Genomic DNA, 25,780 nt, shown 5'->3' with positions numbered 1-25,780 from the left:
CGGGTTTGGTTTAAAACTGCTTTTAGTTATTTCTACAAAGAACAGAAGAAGGTAACCAGGAAGGGTACAGAAAAGTCGACACAGAAGCCATGGAAGATGGAAACGATGATGAAACTCTCGCCCGAATATCGGGTGATGATAGGCAACGTTGTATCCATGGTCGTGGCTCCACCTACACAGATAGGTGCCAGTTTGCCGAAGTATTTTGCCAGCAGCGGAGCACACAGCAGGGTGAGAATCTCGCGGAAGATGTTGGCAAGAAGGGCGATGGTTCCCAGTTCGGCGCCCCGGTATTCGGTGATGAAGATACTCGAAAGTGAGTAATATCCGAATCCTGAACCGATTGCCAGACAATCGGTAAGCTGGCGGTGGCTCAAGATGAGAGATACGGCGGCACAACCTGCCAGCGTACCCAGAATAGTCATCACAGGGAGCATCATCAGACGGGGATTCACCTTCTTGAAACTCTTCAGCACTGAGGTATCGCAACCGATGCTGATACCTACGCAGAACATCAGGCAGCAGAGCGCATAATAGCTCACGTCGCTATCCAGAAGACCTGCCGGAACCACATCACACAAGCCTACGATGATGCCCAGAACAAAGAAGCTTACGATAATCAAACTGCCTTTCATGCCTTGCCTCCTTTCCCGGTTTCAGCGTGAGCCGACGATTTAGCCTGCTTTGCTGTAACATACTTCCACAATGCCCAAGCAAAGAGTGCACTACCCAGACTGCCTCCCAAGGTCAGGGCTATCGCCTCAAGTCCCAGAGTCTGAAGACCGCTGATGATACGAGGGTTAGAACCTACCTCGATACCGAGCAGGAACAGGAGTACCCATATCAGCGCCGTGATGATACGGCCGATAAAACTCATTTTCTTGTTGCGGAGCAGATAGCCGGTACCTATTCCGCATAGCATAATCATTACTATCTTGAGCATTGTTTCTTGTTTTTCTTCTTTTTATTATTCGTTTTTATGAATTACCTTACCATAAAAAACGGATTCCCGGCCGTATTATTGCTAAATAGACAAACTTTTCAAGTAATTGCGTCTGATCATAATGCTTACGTTTAGTTATACAAATAAGTTTAAATTAACCTATGTTTTTAGGTTTTGTCACAAGGTAATACAAACGTTTTCATAAAAAGTACCAAAGAATCTTTATCATTAACTCTCTTTAACACAAAGTCGTGTTCCTCATTCCATTTTTCTTTGTACTTTAGCACCCCGAAAAGAAAAAGGATATAAAATATGAGCAACGGATTATTACTTTGGATAGACGACGAGATAGAACTTCTCAAGGCACACATCATCTTTCTGGAAAAGAAAGGATACGAGGTGCAGACGGTAAGCAACGGCCCTGATGCCATTGAACTTTGCCGCCAGCAGACCTTCGACCTCATCCTGCTCGATGAGATGATGCCGGGACTCAGCGGACTGGAAACCCTGCTACGCATCAAGGACATCCAGCCTGCCACACCGGTAGTGATGTGCACCAAGAGCGAAGAAGAAAACATCATGGACCAGGCAATCGGTTCAAAGATAGCCGACTATCTGATCAAACCCGTAAACCCGAACCAGATTCTGCTCTCGCTCAAGAAGAACATCCACCGCAAAGACATCGTGGCGGAGGTGACGCAGAGCGGATACCAGCAGGACTACCAGCAGATAGCCATGCAGATGATGGAATGCAGAAGTGCGGAAGACTGGATGGAGATTTACAGGCGACTGGTTAGCTGGGAACTGAAGCTGAGCGATACGGCAAGTCCGATGGCTGAGATGCTGGGCATGCAGAAGGAAGAGGCTAACCAGGGTTTCGCCAAATACATAGCCAAGAACTATCTCGACTGGGTGAGTCCCGACAACAGAGACCGACATCTGATGAGTCCCGACATCTTCAAGCGCAAGATATTCCCGCTGCTCGATGAGGGCAAGAAGGTGTTCATGATTGTGATAGATAACTTCCGCTATGACCAGTGGCGCATGCTGGCAGAAGACATCGGCGACCTGTTCGACATCGACGAGCAGCTCTACATGAGCATCCTTCCTACCGCCACGCAATATGCGCGCAACGCCATCTTCAGCGGTCTGATGCCGAACAAGATAGCCGAAATGTTCCCTGACCTCTGGGTAGATGAGGACGAGGAGGAAGGCAAGAACCTGAACGAGGCGCCGCTGATACAGACCCAGATAGAGCGATTCAGAAAGCACTATACCTTCAGTTATCACAAGGTGAACGATTCGCAGGGTGCCGACCGCTTCCTGGAGCATTACAACGAGTGCCGCAACTACGATTTGAACGTGCTGGTGATTAACTTCATCGACATGCTCTCTCACGCGCGTACCGAATCTAAGATGGTGCGCGAGCTTGCCAACAACGAGAGTGCCTACCGCAGCATCACGCAGAGCTGGCTCCGCCATTCGGTTCTCTCAGAGCTCTTCAAGCTCCTTTCGCAGAGCGATTACCAGGTAGTGCTCACCACCGACCACGGCAGCATCAGGGCATCGAAACCTATCAAGATAGTAGGCGACCGCAATACGAACACCAACCTGCGCTACAAGCTGGGCAAGAATCTGGCTTACCAGAGCAAGGAAGTGTTCACCATCAAAGAGCCTCACCGCGCCCAGTTGCCGGCACCTAACCTGAGTACCTCGTATGTATTTGCCACGGGCGACAGTTTCTTCGCCTATCCGAATAATTACAACTATTATGTGCAATACTACAAGGATACCTTCCAGCACGGTGGCATCTCGATGGAGGAAATGCTCATACCGCTCATCACGCTGACACCGAGAAAAAGGTAATGTCAGTTAATAGTTAATAGTTGATAGTTAACAGTTTATAGAAAACATATATGAAGATAAAAATTGACTCATTAGACACGATCCATGAAGCAGCCAAGGAATTTCTGCAGAACATGGGCGACGGCAAGGTCTTTGCCTTCTATGGCAAGATGGGAGCCGGAAAGACAACATTTGTAAAAGCCATTTGCGAAGAACTGGGCGTAGAAGATGTCATCACATCTCCTACCTTCGCCCTCGTAAACGAATATACAGCGGGCGACGGCTCACCTGTCTACCACTTCGATTTCTACCGCATCAAGAAACTCGATGAGGTATACGATATGGGCTACGAAGATTATTTCTACAGCGGCAACCTCTGTTTCCTGGAGTGGCCGGAACTGATAGAAGAACTGCTGCCGGAAGACTGCACCAAAGTGACTATCACCGTAGAAGAAGACGGAACAAGAAGCGTAGAATGGTAAGTCACCGACAGCCCCGAACAAAAAAAAGCATCTGGCTGAGAACATGTTTTCTCAAGCCAGATGCTTTTATCATTTCCTATCCGGGCTGATTACAGGAGGGCCTGGATCTTCTCGGTAAGGGTTGCCTTAGAGGCTGCGCCAACAAACTTGTCTACCAGCTGGCCACCCTTGAAGAAGAGGATGGTAGGGATATTACGAACACCAAACTCCATAGCGATGTCGTCATTCTCCTCTACATCACACTTACCTACTACCACCTTGCCGTCAAACTCCTCAGCAAGCTGTGATACGATAGGAGCAACCACGCGGCAAGGACCGCACCATGTTGCCCACAAATCTACTACCAATGGCAGTTCGCCATTCTTGTAGCTCTCGAAATTCTCGGTTGTAATTGTTACTTCCATTTTTCTATACCTTTTTATATTAAAACTAAAATTACTTCTAATTGATCTGATAGCTCATCTTAGGATGCTGCTCGATATACTGGATGAGGGCATGGCCCACACCCACCGTATGCTCACGGGCACGCATCAGCAGATAGGTATTGCTGTCTACATCATGTATCTGGAAAAAGAGCTGCGCCTTGCCCTCGTCATTCTCCAGAATAGTCTGCAGGTCGCTGACCATCGTTTCATCTATCGCATCGCTCTCCACATTGATGGTAAAGCGGTCGATGCGGTTCTCCTTGACCGTCTGCAGATACTCTACATTGCCTATCTGGAAATCGAGATAGTTGGCATTGCCGTAACGGGAAACGCACTTGGCGGTGATGTAGATGGTGCTGCCTTCAACCATGATGCCGCGCCACTTGCCCCAGTCCTCGCCAAAGAGAGCCAGCTCGCCTGAACCCTCAAAGTCTTCGAGCGTAACGAAACCGCACGGCTTGCCCGTCTTGGTAAACTTCGACTTCACACCCGTGATGATGCCGCCCAGCACCACATCCTCCTTCTTTGCCAGCTCCTGCTTGTCGCCCAGTTCAGAACAATGGGTATTGCAGAGGGAGTTGAGGATAATGCTGTACTCATCGAGCGGATGGGCAGAAAGATAGATGCCCACAAGCTCGCGCTCACGGTTCAGACGTTCGATGGTGCTCCAGCTCTCTGCATCAGGAATAGGCGGCGTAGCTATCTCTATCGCCTCGGTACCGCCAAAGAGTGAGTTGGCAGCCTCGTGCTGTTCCTGCTGGAAGAGCTGACCGTAGCGCACCAGCGTATCGAGGAAGGTTTCGCCCTTGTTGTTCTTGCCGAAGAACTGCTCGCGACGGATACCGAAACTGTCGAAACCGCCACTCAGCGCCAAGGTTTCGAAAGCCTTGCGGTTCACGCTGGAGTAATCTACACGCTCGGCAAAATCGAAGATGGTTTTATAAGGTCCGTTCTTCAGTCGCTCTGCTACGATGGCATCGGCTGCCGGAGCACCCATACCCTTGATGGCTGAAAGACCGAAACGTATCTCTCCATGCTCGTTCACACCGAACACGCGATAACTCTCGTTCACATCCGGTCCCAAGGTCTTGATGCCCATCGACTGGCACTCCTCCATCAGCTTGGTGATTTCGGTAATCTGTGCAAAGCGGCGGGTCATCAGCGCCGCCATATATTCGGCAGGATAGTGCGCCTTGAGATAGGCAGTCTGGTAGGCTACCCACGAATAACAGGTGGCATGAGACTTGTTGAAGGCGTAGGAAGCAAACTTCTCCCAGTCGCCCCATATCTTCTCCAGCACCTTCGGGTCGTGGCCGTTCTCCTGTCCCTGCTTGATAAACTTAGGCTTCATCGCATCTACGATAGCCTTTTTCTTCTTACCCATCGCCTTACGCAGGGCATCTGACTCGCCTCGGGTGAAGCTCGCCAACTGACGGGAAAGAAGCATCACCTGCTCCTGATAGACCGTGATGCCGTAGGTATCCTTCAGATACTTCTCCATACACGGGATATCGTAGGTAATCGCCTGCTTGCCGTTCTTGCGGGCAATGAAGTCAGGGATATAATCCATAGGTCCCGGACGGTAGAGGGCGTTCATGGCGATGAGGTCCTCAAACACCGTAGGCTTCAGTTCACGGAGATACTTCTGCATACCCGGCGACTCGAACTGGAAGGTTCCAATGGTCTGACCGCGCTGATAGAGCTGATAGGTCAGTTCGTCATCGATAGGGATGGTATCGAGGTCAACGACATCGCCCGTAGTCTGCTTGATAACCTTGCATGCCTCCTTCATCTCGGAGAGGGTCTTCAAGCCCAGGAAGTCCATCTTGATCAGACCGGTGGTCTCGATGACATGGCCGTCGTACTGCGTTACCGCCGTCTTCAGTCCCGGGAAATCAGGGTCATCGGCAGTAGATACAGGCACCCAGTTGCTGATAGGGTCGCGGCAGATGATGAATCCGCAGGCATGGATACCCGTGCCTCGGATGGTTCCCTCGAGCATCTTGGCATACTTGATGGTATTGCTCTCGCGGGGATCGTTGGAGAACTCTGCCTCGCGCAGCTCTGGGGTATATTTGATGGCATTGGTCAGGTTCATCTTGGCACCGTCAGGCAAACGGTCTGGGATAGCCTTGCAGAGTGCATTCGCCTTATCCAACGGCAACTTCTCTACACGCGCCACATCCTTGATGGAGTTCTTCGTCGCCATGGAACCGTAAGTAATGATATGGGCACAGTTCTCATGACCGTACTTATCCATTACCCAGCGCAATACCTTGCCTCGGCCGTCATCATCAAAGTCGGTATCAATATCCGGAAGGTTCACACGGTCTGGGTTCAGGAAACGCTCAAACAGGAGGTCGTACTTCAATGGGTCAATCTTGGTAATGCCCAAGCAGTAAGCCACCACCGAACCTGCCGCAGATCCACGTCCCGGGCCCACCATCACGCCGAGTTCCTCGCGCGCCGCCCTGATGAAGTCTGACACGATGAGGAAGTAGCCTGGGAAACCCATGGTCTTCATCACGTGGAGCTCGAAGTTTACGTGCTCGTCTACATTCTCGGGCAGCGGGTCGCCATAAAGCTTTTTAGCTCCCTCGTAGGCAAGGTGGCGCAGATATTCTGCCTCAAACTTGATACGGTATATCTTATCGTAACCGCCCAATCGGTCGATTACCTTCTGACCTTCCTCTGGTGGCAGCGGGTTCTTGCCGTTCTCATCAGAGGTAAACTCCTTGTAGAGGTCTTCTTCTGATACCTTCTGTCGCAACTGCTCCTCGGTACCGAAACTCTCCGGAATCGGGAAGAAAGGCATGATAGGACCATGGTCGATGCTGTAAATCTCCACCTTATCCAATACTTCGAGGGTATTGGAAAGCGCTTCGGGAATATCCGAGAACACATCGTTCATCTCCTGGCGGGTCTTGAACCATTCCTGCTTGGAATAGCGCATACGGTTAGGGTCGTCGAGATCCTTGCCGGTAGCGATACAGAGCAGATGGTCGTGAGCCTCGGCAGTCTCCTTATCCTCGAAGTGGCAGTCGTTGGTGCACACCAGTTTGATGTTAAACTCCCTTGCCATCTTGATGAGTTCCTTGTTGGCACGCTGCTGCAACTCGTAAGCCTCGCGGTTGGCAAGCAGACTTGGGTCATCGGGCACTTTATGGCGCTGGAGCTCGAGATAGTAATCATCGCCAAAGAGGTTGTGGTACCACTGGCAAGCCTCGCGGGCTCCTTCCAGGTCGCCATGCAGAATCTTGGATGGCACCTCGCCTGCAATACATGCCGAACAGACGATGAGGTCTTCGTGATACTTCTCCAGATCGGCACGGTCGGTTCGTGGGCGCATGTAGTAACCATCCACCCACGAATTGCTCACCAGCTTGATGAGGTTCTTGTATCCATTATAATTCTTGGCAAGTACAATGAGGTGATAACCGCTCATATCGCCCTTATCCTTCTCTCGGTCGGCCTTGGTTCGGCGTGCCACATACATCTCGCAGCCTATGATAGGCTTGAAAGGTTCAAGTCCCTCCTTCTTGCGGTCTTTATTAATCTTGCCGCAATAGTCGGTGAGTTCCTTGATGCCGAACATCACACCGTGGTCGGTTACCGCCATACCCTTCATGCCGTCCTTGATAGCCTTATCTACCAGATGCGGTATCTTCGACTGGCCGTCGAGGATGGAGTATTGGGTGTGTACATGCAAATGAACAAAATCTTCCATTATCTGTTTAAAATTCGAATTTTGACAACAAAGTTACGGCGAAATATTGAAAAAGCCAAAAGAAATATGCGAAAATATTGAAAAAGGTAAAAGAAACCCACAAAAAATTTGCAAAAGTGATAAAAATGACGTACCTTTGCACCAATAAAAACTTAATCCTAATATATGGGACAGAAAATAAAGAAATTAAAGAAGATAAGATTGCACCGCGAAGGTACCGATCAGCTGGTTACCGGAGCGATAGCGTTAGTAGCCATTGCGGCTATATTGTGGACAACCTTAGACAACAAGATTCCGTTCTGGGTTTTTGTTGTTGTGTTCGGTATGGTATATGGTATCGTGCTCAACTTCTATCGTTGTCCTGTCAGATACCTCAACGTAGAGGATACTTCGAAACTGGTAGTAGCACCAGCCGACGGTAAGATTGTGGTGATAGAAGAGGTGGAGAATGCTCCCTACTTCGGTGACCGCCGCCTGATGATTTCCATCTTCATGAGCCTCTGGAATGTTCATGCCAACTGGTTCCCGGTGGATGGTAAGGTGAAATTCGTGAAGCATGTGGACGGCAACTACCACAAGGCATGGCTGCCTAAGGCTAGCGAGGAAAACGAGCATGCCGACGTGATGATTACCACACCTAAGGGAGTGGATGTACTCTGCCGACAGATTGCCGGTGCGGTGGCACGCCGCATCGTAACCTATGCCAAGGAAGGGGAAGAATGCTTCATCGACGAGCACCTGGGATTCATCAAGCTAGGTTCACGTGTGGATGTCTACCTGCCTGTAGGTACAGAAGTATGCGTAAAGATGGGACAGTCAACTACAGGCGACCAGACCATCATCGCTAAATTGAAATAACATATTGACAGATAGAGGGCAAGCCGGAACATACTTCCGGCTTTCACTCTATCATAATATACTGGAAAGAAATGAGTATCAAGAAACATATTCCAAACACGATAACCTGCTGCAACCTGGTTTCGGGCTGCATCGCAACATCGTTTGCCTTCGGCGGAAACCCAAAGATGGCATTGTTATGGATTATCATCGGAGCCGTATTCGACTTCTTTGACGGCATGAGCGCCCGCCTGCTGCACGTTTCATCGCCAATAGGCAAGGAGCTGGATTCGCTGGCAGATGACGTAACCTTCGGTGTGGCTCCTGCCACCATCGTATTCTCACAACTCTTTGTGATGGAATATCCGGGTTTTCTGGAGCCTTTGCGCCCATGGCTGCCTTACGCAGCCTTCATCATCGCAGCCTTCTCGGCATTGCGACTGGCTAAGTTTAATCTTGATGAGCGCCAGACTACCTCTTTCATCGGTGTTCCTACACCAGCCAACGCCCTGTTCTGGGGTTCGCTGATTGTGTTCAATCCAAGCTGGCTCGAAGGATATTCATGGTCGGTATTCATCATTCTGGCTCTGATACTCATCACCAGCTATCTGCTGGTTTGCGAGATGCCTCTTTTCGCCTTGAAGTTCAAACAGTGGGGTTTCAAGGGCAATGAGGTGAAATATGGCTTTGCTGCGCTCACCCTCATCATCCTCGCTACTTCGGTAGCACTCGATGGTCTGACCGGTTTCCTCACCGGCTGGTGGCTTGTCATCGTGGCATACGTCATCATCTCGGCGATTATTTATCTGAAGAAGAAGTAGAAGAAATTCCCTTTATGGGGACATTTGGGTATTTAGGTTTATAAAAAATGCGGCTAGATGTGAATCCAGTCGCATTTGCTTTTTTCTTCCTGTTGAGAGAGATGATTAGTTGTGTACGAGCGTACCAATCTCCTCACCATCCATCACCTTCTTGAGGTTACCTACAACATCCATATTGAACACGTAGATAGGGAGGTTGTTTTCCTTACACATGGTGGTAGCAGTCAAATCCATTACCTTCAAGCCCTTGGTATAAATCTCATCATAGGTGATATCCTTGAACTTGGTAGCTGTAGGATCCTTCTCAGGGTCGGCGGTATAGATGCCGTCTACACGGGTACCCTTGAGCATCACGTCAGCCTCGATTTCGATACCACGGAGAGAAGAACCGGTATCGGTAGTGAAGTATGGACTGCCTGTACCTGCAGAGAAGATGCAGATATAGCCTGCCTCCATTGCCTCAATCGCCTTCCACTTGGTGTAGAATTCGCCGATAGGCTCCATGCGGATGGCAGTAAGCACCTTGTTTTTAACGCCCAAGGCTCCGAGCGCGCTGCTCAATGCCAGGGAATTGATAACGGTAGCACACATACCCATCTGGTCACCCTTGACACGGTCGAACCCCTTCTGGCTTCCGCTCAAACCGCGGAAGATGTTACCACCACCAATCACAATGCCTATCTGAACGCCCATCTCATGGACCTCCTTTATCTGCTTAGCATAATCACTCAGGCGCTCTGGGTCGATGCCGAAGCTCTGCTTACCCATCAGACTCTCGCCACTCAATTTCAAAAGAATTCTTTTAAACTTTGCCATTTTATTTTAATTTACAATTTACAGTTAACAGTTTATAGGGCGTAGCCTCCTATAAACTATTAACTATTAACTAGAAACTTGATTTCTCCGAACGCATACGAGCGGATTACTCCCTTCTTGTCATGAAGGATGAGATGACCATCGTCCTCCACCTCTACGAAAGCACCCTCGAACTTACCGTCCTTATCCTCATACCAGTGATAGCCCTTGCGACGGTAGAGAGAAAGATGATAGATGCCCGACACATCCATATAGTCGGCACGACGCAGAAGTTCGTAGTATTTGCAGAAAGCCTCAATCACCTTCTGCAGCACCTCTTCCCTATCCACCTCATACCCCAGAATCTGAGCCAGAGATACAGGGTTGGGCGCATCGCTGTGGAACTCAGTCTGATTGACATCAATGCCGATACCGAAGATGCAGCGCTTGATGCCCTTGGAGTCGATGGCAGTCTCTATCAGCGTGCCACTGATTTTCTTGTCATACCAGTACACATCATTCGGCCATTTCAGCGTAATGCCGTCCGTATAGGAATCAAGAGCATCCTTCACGGCGAGCGCACCAGCCTCGGAAAGGAGGAACTGCTGGCGCAAAGGAACCCACTTAGGACACATCATCATACTGAAGAGGAGGTTCTTGCCCGGTTCACTCTCCCAGGTATGCACGCCCTGTCCCCTGCCCGATGTCTGATAATCAGCAATGGCAATGGTCAGCGCATCTTCATCGTAAGTATCCAAATTCTTCAGGAAGGTATTCGTGGAATCCACTTCCTTTAATCGTATAATCTTCTTTTCCATGTCTATATAATAATGTATAGCGAATCACAACGGGTTATCCAATCAGCAACGGGTTGAAGGCATCCACAAGATGCTCGATGCGTTTCACCTGATGCCCTACACCTACCACGGTAACAATATCAAAGCGAAGTTCTTTTTCCACCTTCTGTTCCTTGACGTAAGTATTGGCGGCTATTGCCAGATTGCGCATCTTCCTGACATCTACGGCTTCCTCGGGCTGCTGGTATTCTTCACCCGAACGGGTCTTTACTTCTACCACAACCAGCGTCTTACCATCCGGCGAAACGGCAAGGATATCCAGATCCCGCTTGCCGGCTTTCCAGTCTCTGTCGATGACGACATAGCCTTCATTCTCGAGATAGAGCGTAGCCTCGTCTTCTCCCCATTTGCCTAATTCATTATGCTCTGCCATAGTCTATTTTCTTTATTTTGCATCAAAAGATGCTTTTACCTTGCAAAAATAACAAAAAAAGTCCACACTTCAAACTTTTTTATGTAATTTTGCACGAAAAACAATGGAAGATATTAAGAATAAAGACGAAGCATACATGCGCCGTGCTCTGATGGAGGCTCAGGCGGCATTCGATGAAGACGAGATTCCGGTAGGCGCCATCATCGTTTGTAAAGACCGGATCATATCGCGTGCCCACAATCTTACGGAGATGCTGACCGATGTTACGGCTCATGCCGAAATGCAGGCCATCACTTCGGGAGCCAACATGCTGGGAGGAAAATACCTGAAAGACTGTACCCTCTACGTTACGGTAGAACCCTGCGTGATGTGCGCCGGAGCGCTGGGATGGGCACAGATCAGCCGCGTGGTATATGGTGCCAGCGACGAGAAAAGGGGGTATACAAAATATGCGCCCGATGCACTGCATCCTAAGACGACAGTTACATCGGGCGTATTGGAAGATGAGTGCCGCGCACTCATGCAGGATTTCTTTCAGAGAAAGAGATAATTACTTAACGAGCACTACAAGATACTTGCTGGTGCTCCAGAAAATCTGTGGATTGGTGATGCGGAGTGTATACTGCTTGTTAGCATCACGTACCAATGCATAAGAGCTGGATGGGTGGGTAGTGAGCAACTTAGCCGACTTTGACATCAACTTGATTTCAGAAATGTTGCGGATATCAACCTTGGTGAAATAACTCTTGTTGAAATTACCGGTCATTACCTTACCACCTTCCATGATATGCTGCTCCTTCAACTCCTTCTTGGTACCGAATACATACCAGGCAGTGTTGAGCTGCTTGTCCTGTGCATTGATTGTCTCTGTCTTCTGGCTGCTTTCAGTAGTAAGACGAGAGGTCTTGGTATTCAGATTGTTGATAGTCTCGTCGAGCGCTGCAATATGAATATCCTTCTTATCCAACTCCTCGCGAAGCACCTGAAGTTCCTTATCCTTCTGTGCAATCTGCTCCTGAAGGTTTGCGATGGCCTTCTTCAACTGGTCAGCCTGCAAAGAGCTGTTAGCCATCTGCTTCTGCAGTTTAGCCAGGAGTTCGCGGTTCTGCTGCATGCGGGTAGCGATGAACTGAACATCCTCCTTGAGCTGCTGTCTCTTGTTGGCACCCTCACCGTTCTTCAGAATAGTTACTCTGTGTTCAGCCTCACTAATCTGGTTCAAACCGTCCTGGATTTCATTCAATGTACCCATCATATCGTTAATTTCGCTATCTTTCTGAGCGATGATACTGTTTAGCGAATCATTCTGCTGATTTGCCAAATCCTGGGTGTTGTTCTTGCCGTTGTTGCAACTGGTCAAGCAAAAAGCAGCTAAACATGCCGCAAATAATAGCTTTTTCATAATCATTTTCCTTTTTAATGTTTGATTTAAAAAATTATTTTTTCGCGTAAAACGCGTCGCTTCCTATACTTTATTCATTACTTTCTTCATCCCTGCGAGCCCCGTTTTTCTTCTGCCGGCGCTCTTCACGCTTCTTTTCCTTCATCTCCTCCTTGAGCTGTTTAGGATCTTTTCCTGCCAATACGATGACAAATTCGCCCCTTGGTTCTGTCTCTTCAAAATGAGCGATGACCTCGGCAAGCGTACCCCTCACACTCTCCTCGTGGAGTTTGGATATTTCACGACAACAGCTCACCTGTCTGTCATCCCCGAAAACCTCGGCAAACTGCTGCAAGGTTTTCACCACACGATAAGGCGATTCATAGAAAATCATGGTGCGCACCTCATCCTTCAATGATTCAAGATAGGTCTGTCTGCCCTTTTTCTGCGGAATGAATCCTTCGAAGCAGAAACGGTCGCATGGCAAACCCGATGAAACGATGGCCGGTATGCATGCCGTAGGACCAGGCAAAGTCTGCACCGTGATGCCTGCCTTGGCTGCCTCGCGGGCGAGGTAAAAACCAGGATCGCTGATACCCGGTGTTCCGGCATCGCTGATCAAGGCGATGGTTTCGCCACCCTTCAGTCGCTCTACGATGGCAGAAGATGTGCCATGTTCGTTAAACTTATGGTGAGCCACTAATCGATTTCTGATATCGAAATGCTTCAGCAGAACACTCGATGTTCGAGTGTCCTCAGCGAGTACCAAATCCGCTTCTTTCAGTATGCGAATGGCTCGCATTGTCATGTCCTCCATGTTACCAACTGGAGTCGGAACGATGTATAATGTGCCCATACTGACCGCAAATGTAGTTAATTAATCTTTCATAGCAAAAAAAAAACGCGTTTCTTTGCATTTTTTAAAACCTTATTATTAATTTTGCCCCCGAAATGACAGAAAATCTAATTGGGGAGGCACACCGTCCCGGAAGAATTGAAGTGGTGTGCGGATCGATGTTCTCCGGAAAAACAGAGGAATTGATCCGAAGAATGAAGCGTGCGAAGTTCGCCAAGCAGAAGGTAGAAATCTTTAAGCCGGCGCTTGACACTCGTTACTCCGAGGAAGATGTAGTGAGCCATGATCAGAACTCTATCCGGTCTACTCCTATTGAGTCCTCTGGATCGATACTGCTATTGGCTTCTGATATCGACGTGGTGGGTATCGATGAAGCCCAGTTCCTGGACAATGGGCTCGTGGAGGTTTGCAACGAACTTGCCAACCGTGGCGTGAGAGTCATCGTGGCAGGACTGGATATGGACTACAAGGGAGTTCCCTTCGGTCCGATTCCTGCCCTCTGTGCCATCGCCGACGAGGTGACCAAGGTTCATGCCATCTGCGTAAAGTGCGGATCGGTTGCCTATGTGAGCCACCGGTTGGTCAATAACGACAAACGGGTGCTCCTGGGCGAGAAAGATGAATACGAGCCACTCTGCAGAGAATGCTACCAGAAGGCGATTCTTAACGAAAAATTATAACAAAAGGAACAGTTATGGGAAAGGAGATTACATTTGATAAATTTATAAGATGGGCGGGTGTTACCCTCATCGTACTGGCCGTGCTCTACATGACCAATTATCTGAGCAGCGTACTGCTGCCATTCTTCATTGCATGGTTTTTCGCTTACCTGCTCTATCCGGTCGTGAAGTTTATCGAAAACAAACTCCACGTCAGAATACGTGCGCTGTCTATCCTCATCGCCATGGGAACGGCTATCGCTGTTATAGGAGGCGTGCTGTGGCTCATCATCCCTCCGATGATTGACCAGTTTGACAAACTCGGTGAGGTGTTGACACGATGGCTGCATCAGACGACTCATACCAACAACCTGACGGCGCTGATCAAAGACTGGCTGCAGGCCAACCAGGAGCAGATAGAGCATTTTCTGAAAAGCAAGGACTTCAGCGATGCCATCAAGACCACCATGCCTAAGGTCTTCTCGGTAGTCAGCCAGACGGCAACGGTACTGATGAGTATCGTGGCATCGATGATTACCTTATTATATATGTTCTTCATCCTGCTCGATTATGAGACGCTGACAGCCAACTGGGTGAGAATCTTCCCCAAGAAGAACCGTCCGTTCTGGAGTGCGCTGATGAAGGATGTGGAGCGCGAACTCAACAATTATATCCGTGGTCAGGGACTGGTAGCGCTCTGTATGGGCATCATGTTCTGCATCGGTTTTACCATCATCGGTTTCCCGATGGCGATAGGTTTGGGTATTCTCATCGGCATCATGGACCTGGTTCCGTATCTCCATACCTTCGCCCTCATCCCTACGGCATTCCTTGCCATGCTGAAGGCTGCCGACACAGGTCAGAACTTCTGGCTGGTATTCGGTCTGGCTGTTCTGGTGTTCTGTGTGGTGCAGGTCATCACCGACATGGTAGTTACCCCGAAGATCATGGGTAAGGCGATGGGATTGAACCCAGCCATTCTCCTCTTGAGTCTCTCGGTTTGGGGTGCACTTCTGGGCTTCCTGGGATTGATTGTAGCCCTTCCGCTCACAACGCTCATCATAGCCTACTGGCAGCGGTATGTAACGAAGGAGAAGCCGCAATATCATGAAAAAACGGGCGAAAATGTCCCGATTTCGGATAAAAATGAAGAAAATCAGTAAAAATATGGCAAAATATTTGGTTATTTCAGATTTTTGCCGTACCTTTGCACTCGCTTTTGAAACATAAAGCAGAAGATTGACTCGCTAGCTCAGCTGGTAGAGCACAACACTTTTAATGTTGGGGTCATGGGTTCGAGCCCCATGCGAGTCACAGATCTTCAAGAAAAAGGCTTTCCATTACGGAAAGCCTTTTTTTGTTATATCCTATTACTGGATACTGCAGAAATTCCTTTTTAAAACATTTCAGCCTTAGCCTCTACCCTCTTCTCAACATCATCCGGAAGCTGAGGGAAGAAATCATAGCCGGTGATACGCTCCACTTCATCTACTGAATTTACGAATTCCGTCTTCTTTCTGCCTTTCTGCGACTGGTTACGGCAGATAAAGCCGACGGCTTGCGGATTCTTGCCCGTATGAAGAACCACCTTGAAGAAGGCATCAGGCACTACCACCTTGTTCTTGCCCAACTTGCGATGCTCCTTATTCAGAAATATCGGTCCGCAGACAATATAAACCTTACCATACTGCTTCGCCCAGTTGCGGCACTGCTGCTCTATCGTGTTCCATACCCCCGCATTCAGACTGTGGTTCTGCGGACACATATTGGTCATCAGGAAACATTCATCCATCGCCTGCTGGCTCCATTTGTTGTCACCAGCCGGACACATGTGTCCCCTGTCCAAACCACTGTTATAATAATCCGCCAAAGTACCCACGGGTGCCGGCATCTCCTCATCATCAGCAAACTTACCGCGCGGCAACTTACCAGATGCATGCTCCCCCGTCAGCGCCCAGGCTACCCAATTCGGCTGTCGCGTATCATGATTATAAGATACCGTATAAGCCAACCGATGCTTGATGGTTTCAGATACCTTTACCTTAGATACCGGAATCTCCAGCCCCAGCGCCTCCAGATTCGCACCCTCTCCAGCAGTTTCCTGCTTATTCTCTGCAGACGATTCATCGCCCGCAGCATCAGCAGCCTCCTGCATATTCTCCTTTACAACAAGTGCCTGATCTTCTGTTGCCAACGAAGAAACCTTCGGCAAGACAGAAAACGCCACTACTGCGGCAATCGCCAACAGCCAAATCTTAAATGTACCTACTTTCTTTTTCATATCAGATTCATCATTAATTCATTTTCCATGAGACTCAGAGTCTACACTATTCATTCCGCTTTAAGGTGAATAATCCCTAAAATCTCCACAAAAGTAGTATTTTTATGCGAAAAAGAGAAAGAAAATCATAAATTTCTTGCGCATTTCAAAATAAAACACTAACTTTGCATCGCTATGTAGGACAAACCTAGACATAACACAGTAAAAAGCTCAAACAACTAAGAACTGAAAGTCAAAGGTTACGATACATTGGCAAAAGTGCTCTATGAAATGGACAAGTGAAGAGCATTAACAGAGATTAACTAAAAGTGATGCAAGTTTCCCGCCTTTTCTTGTTTTATACAAGGACTGAAGAGCCTCGGGCAACCATATCGGGGTACATTTAGGCTGAGAAATATGAGAAAATAAAAATCAAAACATAATAGCAAAATGAAAAAAATCAAATTATTCTCAATTGTAGCTGCCTTCGTTGCAGCTTTCGCATTCACTTCTTGTAATACAGGCGACAGCGATGACTTCCAGTGGCCTACGCCTCAGGAGTCTCAGGCTCTCTTCAGCCAGATTCAGGGTATGCACAATGGTGGAATCCTCTTCCCTGGCAGCGTAGGCACTACAGATGCAGAGAAGTTTGACAAGGATTCAGTTACCACTTATTGCTATGTAACTCCTAGCGACAGTATGCTCACTGTTAGGCAGGTAGAGGTGAGCAAGTTTGCAAAGTACTTCAGCGATGCCACACTGAAAGCTGAGGTAGAGAAGTTGCCTGCACAGGACTTAAAGATTAAGTTGCTGCCTTACAATGCAGCTCAGCAGATGTTTATCACTGCTACTCAAGACATCACTTACACCAATGCTGATGGCAAGAAGGTGCAGATTCAGTTCTATAGCGGCTTGAGCAACTATAGCTTGGCTTACATCGGCACAAAGAAGACCAACAACAAGAAGGAGCTCGGTGTATATATCACACCAGGCAGAGTGCTCGTAGATGGTCAGACTAAGGCAAATGCTCTCAAGTCATACGTTTACCGTGGTTATCTACAGGCTTACTACGCTATGCTCGAGATGGAACTCTAAGCCCATCTAAGAGCTAAGTTGCACAAGGAGCAGTAATCCTTATATATCAAGTAAGAAACTTACACTTACAAATATATATATGTTAATACTCTCTTAAAAATTAAACAAAAAAAGAAAACTATTAGAGGCGCAGTCTTCGTGAGAAGGTTGCGCCTTGTTGCATATATACAAAGATCAGACGCTCCTTAAAACTTATATATAGGCAAAACCTTGACCTTATATCCATTTTTCTCAATTACCCTTTCCTCATTCATCGTGACAATGATCAGATTGGAGCATTTGAGTTCTCCCGCACATTCTATGATGCTATCTATCTCCCGCTTGAGTGTTCGTTCGGAAGAGAGGTCATAACATACTTGTATCAGACTTTCTACATGAGCACCCTGCCTTGTAACAAAATCAGTCTCCTTGTCATTACGGGAGCGATAATAGAAAAGCGATGTTTCTGCATGATATCCCCTGCGAACCAACTCTATAAAAACCTGATTCTCCAATAACCTGCCTAAGTTCTCACTCACACTAAAAGCCTTGGCTTCTACAAAACCATTGTCAACCACATATACTTTCTGTGGAGCTTTCTTCATCATTTTCAACTTGTTGTTGTAACGTGGCAGATAATACAGGAGATAGGGTTCTCTTAAAAATCCCATGAACTTCTTGGTGGTTGCTACGCTCGAAAATCCCAGCGCTTCTGCCAGTTCGTTGGCACTGAAAGGATTGCAGAAGTTAGAAACCAGATACATGGCAAGACTGTTCAAATCCTCCACATTGCGTACTTTATGGCGCTTGGCAATGTCTTTCCAAATGATGGAATCGAAGAGTGTGGAGAGATAGTTTTGGGTCAGGCTTCTTGCTGCTACAGTCTCAGGATAACCACCATGGTGCAGATAGTCAGCTATAAGCGAGAGGTCGGATACGCTATCTTTCATCTCTGATACTTCCGAAAGATTCCTGTGGTTCCAGATAAAGAATTCAGAAAGACTGAAAGGCAGCATCTCTATCTGTATATATCTGCCTGTAAGCAATGTTGCCATTTCGCTACTCAGCAATTTGGCGTTGCTTCCCGTAATGACCATGTTGATTCCCATGCGGTAAAGCTTGGAGACCCACAAATCCCAACCATCCAGATTTTGAACCTCATCGAGCAGAAGATACTCGAAGTCGGGATAAACGGCACGTAGCGTTTCCCAAACCAGATCATCGTCCCATGCACTCAGGAGTTTGCCGTCATCAAAATTCAGATAGGCAAAGTTCCTGCCTTTCAGCATCAGCAAAGCCTCTGTCGATTTGCCGGTTCTTCTAGGCCCCGTTATCAACTTGATTTGCTTGCTTGCCAACAGTTCATCCACATCATATTGGGTATGACGTGTAAGATAAGGACGGGAAAGCAGAATATCCCGTTCCTTTTTCTGGTTATTGATAATTGTTCTCATTTCTCTTCAGATGAATTGATTAAACCGGGGCAAAGATACAAAAAATATTCAATATATCATTCGTATTGAATAAAAAAGTACTGATTTTATTCAATACGATGGATAAAATGAATAAAAAACGACAAGGATCTATATGCCACGATGAACAGGTGGCGTATAGACCCTTGATTATATGGTGATATTCGTAATCTACATCTCCGCTATTATATTTTTTATGAATTGCTCAGATTCTTAATGATTTCCAAAGGTAGCTGAGTAGCTTTGGAAACCTGTTCGGCAGAAATTCTGTTGTATCAGTTCATCTTCATTGAGTGACTGAAGGCTATTCAGAAGGTTTTTCAATCGATCGGGATGATTGCCGAATATCTTCTTGAACGTAAGGTCTGCCTTAGGATCTAAGTACTTCATAACCATCTGTTTTAAAATTCTATAGCGCAAAGTTACGACTTTATTTTCAAACCCGCAAGAGATTTCTGTACGTATAAGTTAAATATTGCTAACATTTATTTCTTTTCTTGCGAAAAGTTCTCTGTATCGAGAACTTTTCGCTATTTTTGCAGCAAAAATAAACGATTATGAAGATATTAAAGTTCAAATTGCTGAAAGATTTTGCAAGGAAACATCCTGATGCAGCAGATCCGCTTATGCGCTGGGCAGAGTTTGTTGAAAAGACAGAATGGAAAAGCCATGCAGAATTAAAGCAAGCATTTCCTTCGGCAGATTATGTCGGGAATGACAGATATGTCTTCAACATATCAGGCAATAAATTTAGGCTTGTAACTATCGTTGTGTTCTTTCAAGGATTTCTACATATTAGATTTGTTGGAACTCATGCTGAATATGACAAGATTAAGGATATCAAAAATATATAACTATGACTATTAAAGACGAAAAAACATATAATGAAATTGAAGAGCGAATGGAGGCTCTGCTTGCAAAGGGCACCCAATTGGGCGGCATGGACTTTCTCAGCGAAGTAGAAAAGGAAGAATTAAAGGTCCTCAGCGAAGCTGCTTACGATTGGGAATGCGAAGTTGATCCCCATCCATGGCGAGTTAAGCCTTCACTCATAGCTGCCATCAAAGTTGCTTTTCGCCAAAAAGGCTACAAGCAAAAGGAGGCTGCAAAAGCTATAGGCGTGTCAACAACCGCATTAAGTGATATTCTCCATGGACGTCGTGCAATTAATTTTGATGTTGCAAGAAACATATACCACAACCTCGGCGTTCCTGCCAATGTTGTATTGGGATAGTTGAGTGTTGAATGTTGAATATTGAGTGTTGACTGAAAGAAATATGACGACAAAGAAAAAGGGCGCATCGGATTGGATGCGCCCTAACTTGTTAAATAAATTCGGAGGGATTCTGCTCTTGAAAAACCCTCTTAATGGAAGAGAATCAGGAAGCATCCAGGAGGTACTGGAGCTTCGTGGCATCAAAACACGGACAGGCTTTCTGAACGCCAGGCAAATCGCGATGACCCAGGATGGTACGGATGCTCGGAAAACGGTGGTGAAGATCCTGAATCAGATGCTTCATCGACTCCTTCTAAAGTCCACCTGCCGAAACGCCCAACGCCCCGAGGAGAGCTGTCAGTACGGTTACTGCAAACTTGAGAATCTCATTCCATTTCTGCTTGTTCTTTTCTGTCATAATCTATTCTGTTTTAAAAGGTTAATTATTCTAATCCGTCTCCTGTGTCACCGTTGCCAGTGCTGCCAGTTCCACCGGTCTGCTCGCCTGAGGTGTTGCCACCCGTGGTATCGCCGCCAGAAGGAGCATTGTCCTTGGCAGGCTTTTTCTTAGCCTCCTCGATGTCGAGGGTCTTGGCACCCTCCTTCTCAGCCTTGAGGGCAGCCTTCTGTACGGCACGTGATGCAACCTGCTCAAACTCCATACCTACGAAGATGTTGGCAAGATCGCTGCCCGGGATAAACTGGATGTTCACACCCTTGATGTTGATGTCGCTCTTAAATTCGGCTGCGGTTGCAGCACCCTCACTGGTAAGCTGGAGGCGGAACTTGCCCAACTCGCCGAAATCAATCTGGTTGCCTCGCTGCAACTCGATGATCATGTTCTCCTGCATACTGACCAGAACGGCTGTTACATCCGCATAGGATACAGTGGTCTGCATAGAGATCAACTTCGCGAACTTCTTGAGCGAAATGGAGTCTTTCATCTGAGCACGGGCGTAGAAAAGAGGAACTCCTGCTTTGTCACCAAATTTTGACGCAAGCTTTACTAAACTGTAATTAATTGCCATAATACATAAAATTTTAAAATTGTGAATAATCATGTTGTGCACCGGTCTCTTCCCGAATGCTGATACAAAGATACAACATCGGCGGTGCCCCACTTGTCCACTTTGGTACGATAAGTACCAGTTGTGCTCTATTTGGCTCAATTATGTATACTTTTGCACGCAAGCGTATGCTGCAGAATATTCAAGTGGCTCAGTTAACTTACTCAAGTGGCTCAGTTAACTTACTCAAGTGGCTCAATCAGCTTACTCAAGTGGCTTTGTCAGATTACTCAAGTGGCTCAATCAGCGAGTCCAGCCGTCTGAGTAAGCGAATCCAGCCGTCTGCGTAACCCAGTTCAGCCATATCCTTAACCCGACGCAGCCACATCAGTTGGTAAACGGAAGAACATCGTTTGTTTACCTCATTTGGGTGGGCAATGACTACCAGAGAGAATTATCCTTTTTTGATGACTACCAGGGCCAATAATAGGTACCATCAGAGCCAATCATGTGCCTTCTGATATGCCCCAATGACTACCAGGGCGAATCTTAAAAATACAAGATATTGAATATCAGATAGTTAGGTGTTAATTTTTCTTCCCTACATTATACCAAGTATATTATATATATACGTTTACATTTTTTACATTATACGTAATACGTGAGGAAAAAGATTTTTTTTCAACAAATCAGCCATTAAAATGCATTTTTTCTCTTCAAAAAATTGCATAAGTCTGAAATAAAGATTACTTTTGCATCATGAAAGCGCGGAGAATGTGATTCTCCTCCCGATGAAGGACACCAAGCTTGCCCCAATCGGTAGGCCACTAACAATTTAAAGAGAAAAACGAAAATGGAAAAATTAAATCATATCATGGTATGGATTAAGCTGACGAGCCGGGGGCATAAAGAAAAACCGCCAGGCGTTTCTTTCTACGCCTGGCGGTCTTGATATTTCACAGAATAAGAACTTAGTTTTTCTTCCAAAGCTTGGTCATATCCTCCAGTGTCTTACCCTTGGTCTCAGGAACGAGCTTCCATACAAAGATGGCAGCGAGGATACAGATAACACCATACAGGCCATAGGTGAACCAATAGCCCAGGCTGTTAGCCATCGGAACGAAAGAGGTAGAAACAATCCAGTTGAAAATCCACTGGAAGGCTACGGCAATCGCTACAGCAGCACCACGAATCGTATTAGGGAATACCTCGGCGATAAGTACCCAGCAGATTGGTCCCCAAGAGAACATGAATGATGCAGAGTAAACCATGATGGATACCATGCACAACAACTGCAGATTAGGATTACCGAAGGTGATGGCTACACCGATGGCACCCAATGCCATGCCCAGAGAACCGGTAATGAGCAAAGGCTTACGTCCCAACTTCTCTACCGTAAAGATGGCTACACAGGTGAAACCGAGGTTCACGATACCATTGAATACGGTCAATACCATCGGATTGTCAAAGCCCATAGCATCATAGATACGAGGAGCATAATAGAGCACGGCATTGATACCTACAGCCTGCTGGAATACAGAGAGCATCACACCTACGAAGATACAGAGCACACCGTAAGTAAGCAGTTTCTCCTTCTTCTCAGTAACCGTATTCTTGATGTCATCCAAAATCTTCTTAGCCTCCTCAGCACCATTGATGCGAGCCAGGATACGCTCAGCCTTCGCATCCTGACCAACCATGGCAAGATAACGGGGAGTCTCAGGAACAAAGCAGATAAGCAGAGCAAACAAACCCGCAGGAACCATCTCAGAACCAAACATATAGCGCCATCCGGTTTCGATAGCCCAGGCAGCCTCGCCACCATTCAGAATCTGGTTCATACCGTTGCCCACACTCTGGATAGCAGGAGCAATATGATCGCCAAGAATGAAGAAGTTGACGAAATAAACCACCAGCTGACCGAAGATGATGGCAAACTGGTTCCAGCTGACCAACATACCACGGATGTTACTAGGCGCAATCTCACCGATATACATCGGACATACAGCAGATGCCAGACCCACACCGATACCGCCAATCACACGGTAGAGGTTGAACACGATGAGAAGCGTAAGATTAGGTTCGCCCTTTGGCAACACCAAAGACTCAGGACACATAGATCCCCATGCAGAGATGAAGAACATCACACCCGCAAAGATCAGCGAACGCTTACGGCCCCAGTTAGAAGCCAGCACACCCGAAAGCGCCGAACCGATGATACAACCAATCAGAGCACTGGAAGAAGTGAATCCATGCCAGAAATCGGTATAGGTGAAATCCTCAGCACCCATGAAGAATGCCTGCAAACCCTTCTCGGCTCCCGAGATTACCGCGGTATCATAACCGAAAAGCAAGCCGCCCAAAACGGCTACCATCACAATTGAAATAAGATAGGCTCTAGAGCCTGTTTGTTTTTGTTCCATTATTTTTTAGGTTTAAATTTTAATCACTTTTCTGTAGAATAGCGTAGCATTTACCGGCAGGAAATCTTCTTTTTTCATGCCAAAAATCAATCTCCACCTAATAATATACGTTTTTTCTTTATAAATATTACGTTCAACATGCGGTTTTCCCCTATTTTTTTTGTAAATTTGCACCAAAATAAGAAGAAACATAGAATTTAGGTAATATGAACATAGCAGATTTTCTACATCAGCAGGGCGATAAGCGAGGCTTTTCGTTCGAGGTTTTACCTCCGCTCAAAGGTAACGGAACAGCAGCGCTCTTCCGTACCATCGATGCGCTGAGCGAGTTTGGTCCTCGCTTTATCAACATCACTACGCACCATAGCGAGTATGTATACAAGGAACTGGAAAACGGTCTCCTCACTCGCCAGCGTGTGCGCCGCCGCCCGGGCACTGTGGCCATCGCAGGCGCTATACAGAACAAGTACGACATACCTGTCATCCCTCATATTATCTGCAGCGGTGCTACGAAGGAAGACATCGAGTACGAACTGCTCGACCTCCAGTTTCTGGGCATCAGCAACATTCTCGTTCTGCGAGGAGACAAGGCGAAAGAAGACCGGCAGTTTACACCAACCGAGAACGGTCATGCACATGCCACCGACCTCCTGAAGCAGGTGAATCAGTTTAATGACGGTTTCTTCTTTGACGGCACTCCCATCAAGCACCCGGGCGACAAGTTCTGCTGCGGTGTAGCCTGCTATCCGGAGAAACATGAAGAGGCGCCAAACCTCGAAATGGATATGCAGCATCTGCTGGAGAAACAACAGTTGGGCGCAGCGTATGCCGTTACCCAGCTCTTCTACGACAACGAGAAGTTCTATGCTTTCGTTGAAAAGGCTCGGCAGATAGGCGTAACCATTCCTATCATTCCTGCCATCAAGCCTTTCGCCAAGTTGAGCCAGCTCACTGTAGTGCCGAAAACCTTCCACTGCGATATTCCTGAAGAACTCGCACAGGAGGTATTGAAATGTAAAACTGACGAAGATGCCAAGCAGCTCGGTATCGAGTGGACTACCGCTCAGGTGCAAGATCTTTTCGAACATGGTTACAACAATGTTCACTTCTTCACCGTATCGGCTGTAGACAGCGTCAAGCAAATAGCAAAAATTCTGTTTTAAATGCAAAGAAATGAAGTTATAGGTCAGCAAGAAGTATGGAACCGTCTCATGGAGATGGTTCAGGAGAACCGTTTGCCCCATGCGCTGATGTTCTGCGGCCCGCAGGGCTGCGGCAAACTGGCGATGGCACTGGCTTTTGCCAGCTATCTTCTGGGCGATTCACCGATGCTCAGGAAATGGGAACATCCGGACCTCCACTTCACCTTTCCTACCATCAAGACCGCCAATATGGGCAGCGAGCACAAACCGGTGAGCCTCGACTTCATCAAGGAATGGAGAGAGCTGCTGCTTTCTAAAGGTCCCTACATCCAGATTAGCGACTGGATGCTGAAGATGGGCAAGACGGATGTCGACTATAACAAACAGGCTATCATCACTGCCGAAGAAACCGATGCCATCTCTCACGAACTGATGATGATGTCGAGTCAGGGCGGATATAAGATAAGTCTGATATGGCTCCCGGAACGTATGAACATACAGAGTGCCAACAAGATACTGAAACTGCTGGAGGAACCGCCACGCCAGACGCTATTCCTGCTGGTAAGCGAGAATCCGGAACTGCTGCTCGAAACCATCAGAAGCCGTACGCAGCGTATCGACTTCAAGAAGATAGAAACCGCTGAGATGGAAAAAGCGCTGATAGAACGGAGAGCGCTGGAGCCAGACATGGCACACCGCATAGCCCGTATCGCCAACGGCAACTGGAACCTCGCACTCGAAGAACTGGATGCAGGAAACGAAAACCGGCAGCATCTCGACATGTTCATCATGCTGATGCGACTGGCTTACATGCGCAAGATAGGTGACCTCAAGAAGTGGACCGATGTGATAGCAACCTTCGGAAGAGAAAAGCAGAAACGCATGCTCGACTACTTCATGCACATGCTCAGAGAAAGTTTTATGTACAACTTCCGGAATCCGGAACTGAGCTACATGACGCAGGATGAGGAGAACTTTGCCAAGAACTTTGCCCGCTTCATCAACGAGGCAAACATCATTGACATCTCCAACCTCTTCGAAGACAGCAAACGCATGATTTCGCAAAATGCCAATGCCAAAATCGTTTTCTTCGATATGGCGCTCAAAATCATCGTTCTCCTTTTAAGGAAGTGAAGAGTGAAGAATTCAAATGAATAACGGGGCAGATGCCGGTCATTATTCATT

Annotated in this window: 27 protein-coding genes, 1 tRNA gene and 1 pseudogene; 13 read left to right on the top strand and 16 right to left on the bottom strand. The window is 47.3% G+C overall.

Annotation, left to right across the window (positions count from 1 at the left end):
* Window positions 1-32: 32 nt before the first annotated feature.
* Window positions 33-635, bottom strand: a complete 603-nt coding sequence (locus tag ONT19_RS15250; RefSeq protein ID WP_264953257.1) for a lysine exporter LysO family protein — start codon at window positions 633-635, stop codon at window positions 33-35.
* Window positions 632-943 carry a LysO family transporter gene (locus ONT19_RS15245; RefSeq protein WP_022122090.1) on the bottom strand — a complete coding sequence of 104 codons (312 nt, stop codon included), beginning with the start codon at window positions 941-943 and terminating at the stop codon, window positions 632-634. The genes ONT19_RS15250 and ONT19_RS15245 overlap by 4 nt, the downstream gene beginning before the upstream one ends.
* Window positions 944-1,255: 312 nt before the next feature.
* Here ONT19_RS15245 and ONT19_RS15240 point away from each other — a divergent pair, with 312 nt between their 5' ends.
* Both ONT19_RS15240 and tsaE read left to right on the top strand, forming a co-directional pair.
* Window positions 1,256-2,809, top strand: a complete 1,554-nt coding sequence (locus ONT19_RS15240; RefSeq protein ID WP_264953256.1) for a PglZ domain-containing protein — start codon at window positions 1,256-1,258, stop codon at window positions 2,807-2,809.
* Window positions 2,810-2,859: 50 nt separating this feature from the next.
* Complete coding sequence (gene tsaE / locus ONT19_RS15235) at window positions 2,860-3,270, top strand: tRNA (adenosine(37)-N6)-threonylcarbamoyltransferase complex ATPase subunit type 1 TsaE (RefSeq protein ID WP_022122095.1); 411 nt, start codon at window positions 2,860-2,862, stop codon at window positions 3,268-3,270.
* 89 nt (window positions 3,271-3,359) lie between these two features.
* Here the strand turns inward: tsaE and trxA are convergent, their stop codons facing one another.
* Window positions 3,360-3,674: a thioredoxin gene (gene trxA / locus ONT19_RS15230; protein ID WP_117727848.1), complete on the bottom strand. Its 315-nt coding sequence runs from the start codon at window positions 3,672-3,674 to the stop codon at window positions 3,360-3,362.
* Window positions 3,675-3,711: 37 nt separating this feature from the next.
* Window positions 3,712-7,422, bottom strand: a complete 3,711-nt coding sequence (gene dnaE, locus ONT19_RS15225) for a DNA polymerase III subunit alpha (RefSeq protein WP_118081211.1) — start codon at window positions 7,420-7,422, stop codon at window positions 3,712-3,714.
* 165 nt (window positions 7,423-7,587) lie between these two features.
* On the opposite strand from dnaE, the gene ONT19_RS15220 reads away from it, so the two are divergent.
* Together ONT19_RS15220 and pssA are read left to right on the top strand one after the other, a co-directional pair.
* A complete protein-coding gene (locus tag ONT19_RS15220) occupies window positions 7,588-8,280 on the top strand; it encodes a phosphatidylserine decarboxylase family protein (RefSeq protein WP_264953255.1) in 693 nt (230 codons plus the stop codon).
* A 71-nt stretch (window positions 8,281-8,351) separates the two neighbouring features.
* On the top strand, window positions 8,352-9,080 hold the full coding sequence (pssA, locus tag ONT19_RS15215; RefSeq protein ID WP_144153662.1) for a CDP-diacylglycerol--serine O-phosphatidyltransferase: 729 nt from the start codon (window positions 8,352-8,354) through the stop codon (window positions 9,078-9,080).
* A 105-nt stretch (window positions 9,081-9,185) separates the two neighbouring features.
* On the opposite strand, the gene pyrH is transcribed toward pssA, so the two are convergent.
* From pyrH to ONT19_RS15200, 3 genes are read right to left on the bottom strand one after another with little or no spacing between them, the layout of a single operon-like run.
* Window positions 9,186-9,896, bottom strand: a complete 711-nt coding sequence (gene pyrH, locus ONT19_RS15210; protein ID WP_006847854.1) for a UMP kinase — start codon at window positions 9,894-9,896, stop codon at window positions 9,186-9,188.
* A gap of 59 nt (window positions 9,897-9,955) precedes the next feature.
* On the bottom strand, window positions 9,956-10,693 hold the full coding sequence (locus ONT19_RS15205) for a biotin--[acetyl-CoA-carboxylase] ligase (protein WP_264953254.1): 738 nt from the start codon (window positions 10,691-10,693) through the stop codon (window positions 9,956-9,958).
* A 34-nt stretch (window positions 10,694-10,727) separates the two neighbouring features.
* A complete protein-coding gene (locus ONT19_RS15200) occupies window positions 10,728-11,105 on the bottom strand; it encodes a YraN family protein (protein ID WP_006847856.1) in 378 nt (125 codons plus the stop codon).
* A gap of 103 nt (window positions 11,106-11,208) precedes the next feature.
* On the opposite strand from ONT19_RS15200, the gene ONT19_RS15195 reads away from it, so the two are divergent.
* On the top strand, window positions 11,209-11,655 hold the full coding sequence (locus ONT19_RS15195) for a nucleoside deaminase (RefSeq protein WP_117587405.1): 447 nt from the start codon (window positions 11,209-11,211) through the stop codon (window positions 11,653-11,655).
* Here the strand turns inward: ONT19_RS15195 and ONT19_RS15190 are convergent, their stop codons facing one another.
* Both ONT19_RS15190 and rsmI read right to left on the bottom strand, forming a co-directional pair.
* Window positions 11,656-12,507 carry a hypothetical protein gene (locus ONT19_RS15190; RefSeq protein WP_200757044.1) on the bottom strand — a complete coding sequence of 284 codons (852 nt, stop codon included), beginning with the start codon at window positions 12,505-12,507 and terminating at the stop codon, window positions 11,656-11,658.
* A gap of 70 nt (window positions 12,508-12,577) precedes the next feature.
* Window positions 12,578-13,342 carry a 16S rRNA (cytidine(1402)-2'-O)-methyltransferase gene (rsmI, locus tag ONT19_RS15185; RefSeq protein ID WP_022122104.1) on the bottom strand — a complete coding sequence of 255 codons (765 nt, stop codon included), beginning with the start codon at window positions 13,340-13,342 and terminating at the stop codon, window positions 12,578-12,580.
* A 95-nt stretch (window positions 13,343-13,437) separates the two neighbouring features.
* Here rsmI and ONT19_RS15180 point away from each other — a divergent pair, with 95 nt between their 5' ends.
* The 3 genes from ONT19_RS15180 to ONT19_RS15170 all read left to right on the top strand — a co-directional run bounded on the left by ONT19_RS15180 (window position 13,438) and on the right by ONT19_RS15170 (window position 15,315).
* Window positions 13,438-14,022 carry a thymidine kinase gene (locus ONT19_RS15180; protein WP_119229586.1) on the top strand — a complete coding sequence of 195 codons (585 nt, stop codon included), beginning with the start codon at window positions 13,438-13,440 and terminating at the stop codon, window positions 14,020-14,022.
* Window positions 14,023-14,036: 14 nt separating this feature from the next.
* A complete protein-coding gene (locus ONT19_RS15175; protein WP_153113106.1) occupies window positions 14,037-15,164 on the top strand; it encodes an AI-2E family transporter in 1,128 nt (375 codons plus the stop codon).
* A gap of 78 nt (window positions 15,165-15,242) precedes the next feature.
* Window positions 15,243-15,315, top strand: a tRNA-Lys gene (locus tag ONT19_RS15170).
* An 82-nt stretch (window positions 15,316-15,397) separates the two neighbouring features.
* Here ONT19_RS15170 and ONT19_RS15165 read toward each other — a convergent pair.
* The gene (locus ONT19_RS15165; RefSeq protein WP_264953253.1) at window positions 15,398-16,282 is read right to left on the bottom strand and encodes a DNA/RNA non-specific endonuclease; all 885 of its coding nucleotides are present in this window, start codon (window positions 16,280-16,282) and stop codon (window positions 15,398-15,400) included.
* A gap of 429 nt (window positions 16,283-16,711) precedes the next feature.
* Between ONT19_RS15165 and ONT19_RS15160 the strand changes: the two genes are divergently transcribed.
* On the top strand, window positions 16,712-17,356 hold the full coding sequence (locus ONT19_RS15160; RefSeq protein ID WP_264909652.1) for a DUF4840 domain-containing protein: 645 nt from the start codon (window positions 16,712-16,714) through the stop codon (window positions 17,354-17,356).
* Between the two features lie 185 nt (window positions 17,357-17,541).
* Here the strand turns inward: ONT19_RS15160 and ONT19_RS15155 are convergent, their stop codons facing one another.
* Window positions 17,542-18,789, bottom strand: a complete 1,248-nt coding sequence (locus ONT19_RS15155) for an AAA family ATPase (RefSeq protein WP_153093203.1) — start codon at window positions 18,787-18,789, stop codon at window positions 17,542-17,544.
* A 285-nt stretch (window positions 18,790-19,074) separates the two neighbouring features.
* Window positions 19,075-19,197, bottom strand: a pseudogene (locus ONT19_RS15150) (Rpn family recombination-promoting nuclease/putative transposase); the annotation flags it as partial.
* A 167-nt stretch (window positions 19,198-19,364) separates the two neighbouring features.
* Here ONT19_RS15150 and ONT19_RS15145 point away from each other — a divergent pair.
* Together ONT19_RS15145 and ONT19_RS15140 are read left to right on the top strand one after the other, a co-directional pair.
* Window positions 19,365-19,661 carry a type II toxin-antitoxin system HigB family toxin gene (locus ONT19_RS15145; protein ID WP_106812020.1) on the top strand — a complete coding sequence of 99 codons (297 nt, stop codon included), beginning with the start codon at window positions 19,365-19,367 and terminating at the stop codon, window positions 19,659-19,661.
* Between the two features lie 2 nt (window positions 19,662-19,663).
* Entirely contained in the window at window positions 19,664-20,041 is a 378-nt protein-coding gene (locus ONT19_RS15140; RefSeq protein ID WP_106812019.1) for a helix-turn-helix domain-containing protein, read from the top strand.
* 145 nt (window positions 20,042-20,186) lie between these two features.
* Here the strand turns inward: ONT19_RS15140 and ONT19_RS15135 are convergent, their stop codons facing one another.
* The 4 genes from ONT19_RS15135 to xylE all read right to left on the bottom strand — a co-directional run bounded on the left by ONT19_RS15135 (window position 20,187) and on the right by xylE (window position 23,453).
* Window positions 20,187-20,327: a hypothetical protein gene (locus ONT19_RS15135; protein WP_264953252.1), complete on the bottom strand. Its 141-nt coding sequence runs from the start codon at window positions 20,325-20,327 to the stop codon at window positions 20,187-20,189.
* A 9-nt stretch (window positions 20,328-20,336) separates the two neighbouring features.
* Window positions 20,337-20,441 carry a smalltalk protein gene (locus ONT19_RS15130; protein ID WP_022120813.1) on the bottom strand — a complete coding sequence of 35 codons (105 nt, stop codon included), beginning with the start codon at window positions 20,439-20,441 and terminating at the stop codon, window positions 20,337-20,339.
* Between the two features lie 25 nt (window positions 20,442-20,466).
* Window positions 20,467-21,051, bottom strand: coding sequence for an HU family DNA-binding protein (locus ONT19_RS15125; RefSeq protein WP_181975300.1), 585 nt, complete (start codon window positions 21,049-21,051; stop codon window positions 20,467-20,469).
* Window positions 21,052-22,001: 950 nt separating this feature from the next.
* Entirely contained in the window at window positions 22,002-23,453 is a 1,452-nt protein-coding gene (gene xylE, locus ONT19_RS15120) for a D-xylose transporter XylE (protein WP_118080861.1), read from the bottom strand.
* A 206-nt stretch (window positions 23,454-23,659) separates the two neighbouring features.
* Between xylE and ONT19_RS15115 the strand changes: the two genes are divergently transcribed.
* Both ONT19_RS15115 and ONT19_RS15110 read left to right on the top strand, forming a co-directional pair.
* The gene (locus ONT19_RS15115; protein WP_118080863.1) at window positions 23,660-24,616 is read left to right on the top strand and encodes a methylenetetrahydrofolate reductase; all 957 of its coding nucleotides are present in this window, start codon (window positions 23,660-23,662) and stop codon (window positions 24,614-24,616) included.
* The gene (locus tag ONT19_RS15110; RefSeq protein ID WP_264953251.1) at window positions 24,617-25,729 is read left to right on the top strand and encodes an ATP-binding protein; all 1,113 of its coding nucleotides are present in this window, start codon (window positions 24,617-24,619) and stop codon (window positions 25,727-25,729) included.
* The last annotated feature ends 51 nt before the right edge of the window (window positions 25,730-25,780 follow it).

Source organism: Segatella copri, from assembly GCF_026015625.1.
In the GTDB taxonomy this organism is placed as follows: Bacteria; Bacteroidota; Bacteroidia; order Bacteroidales; family Bacteroidaceae; genus Prevotella; species Prevotella copri_H.
The sequence above is the reverse complement of the archived record's forward strand: the minus strand, read 5'-3'. Positions and strand labels throughout refer to the sequence as shown.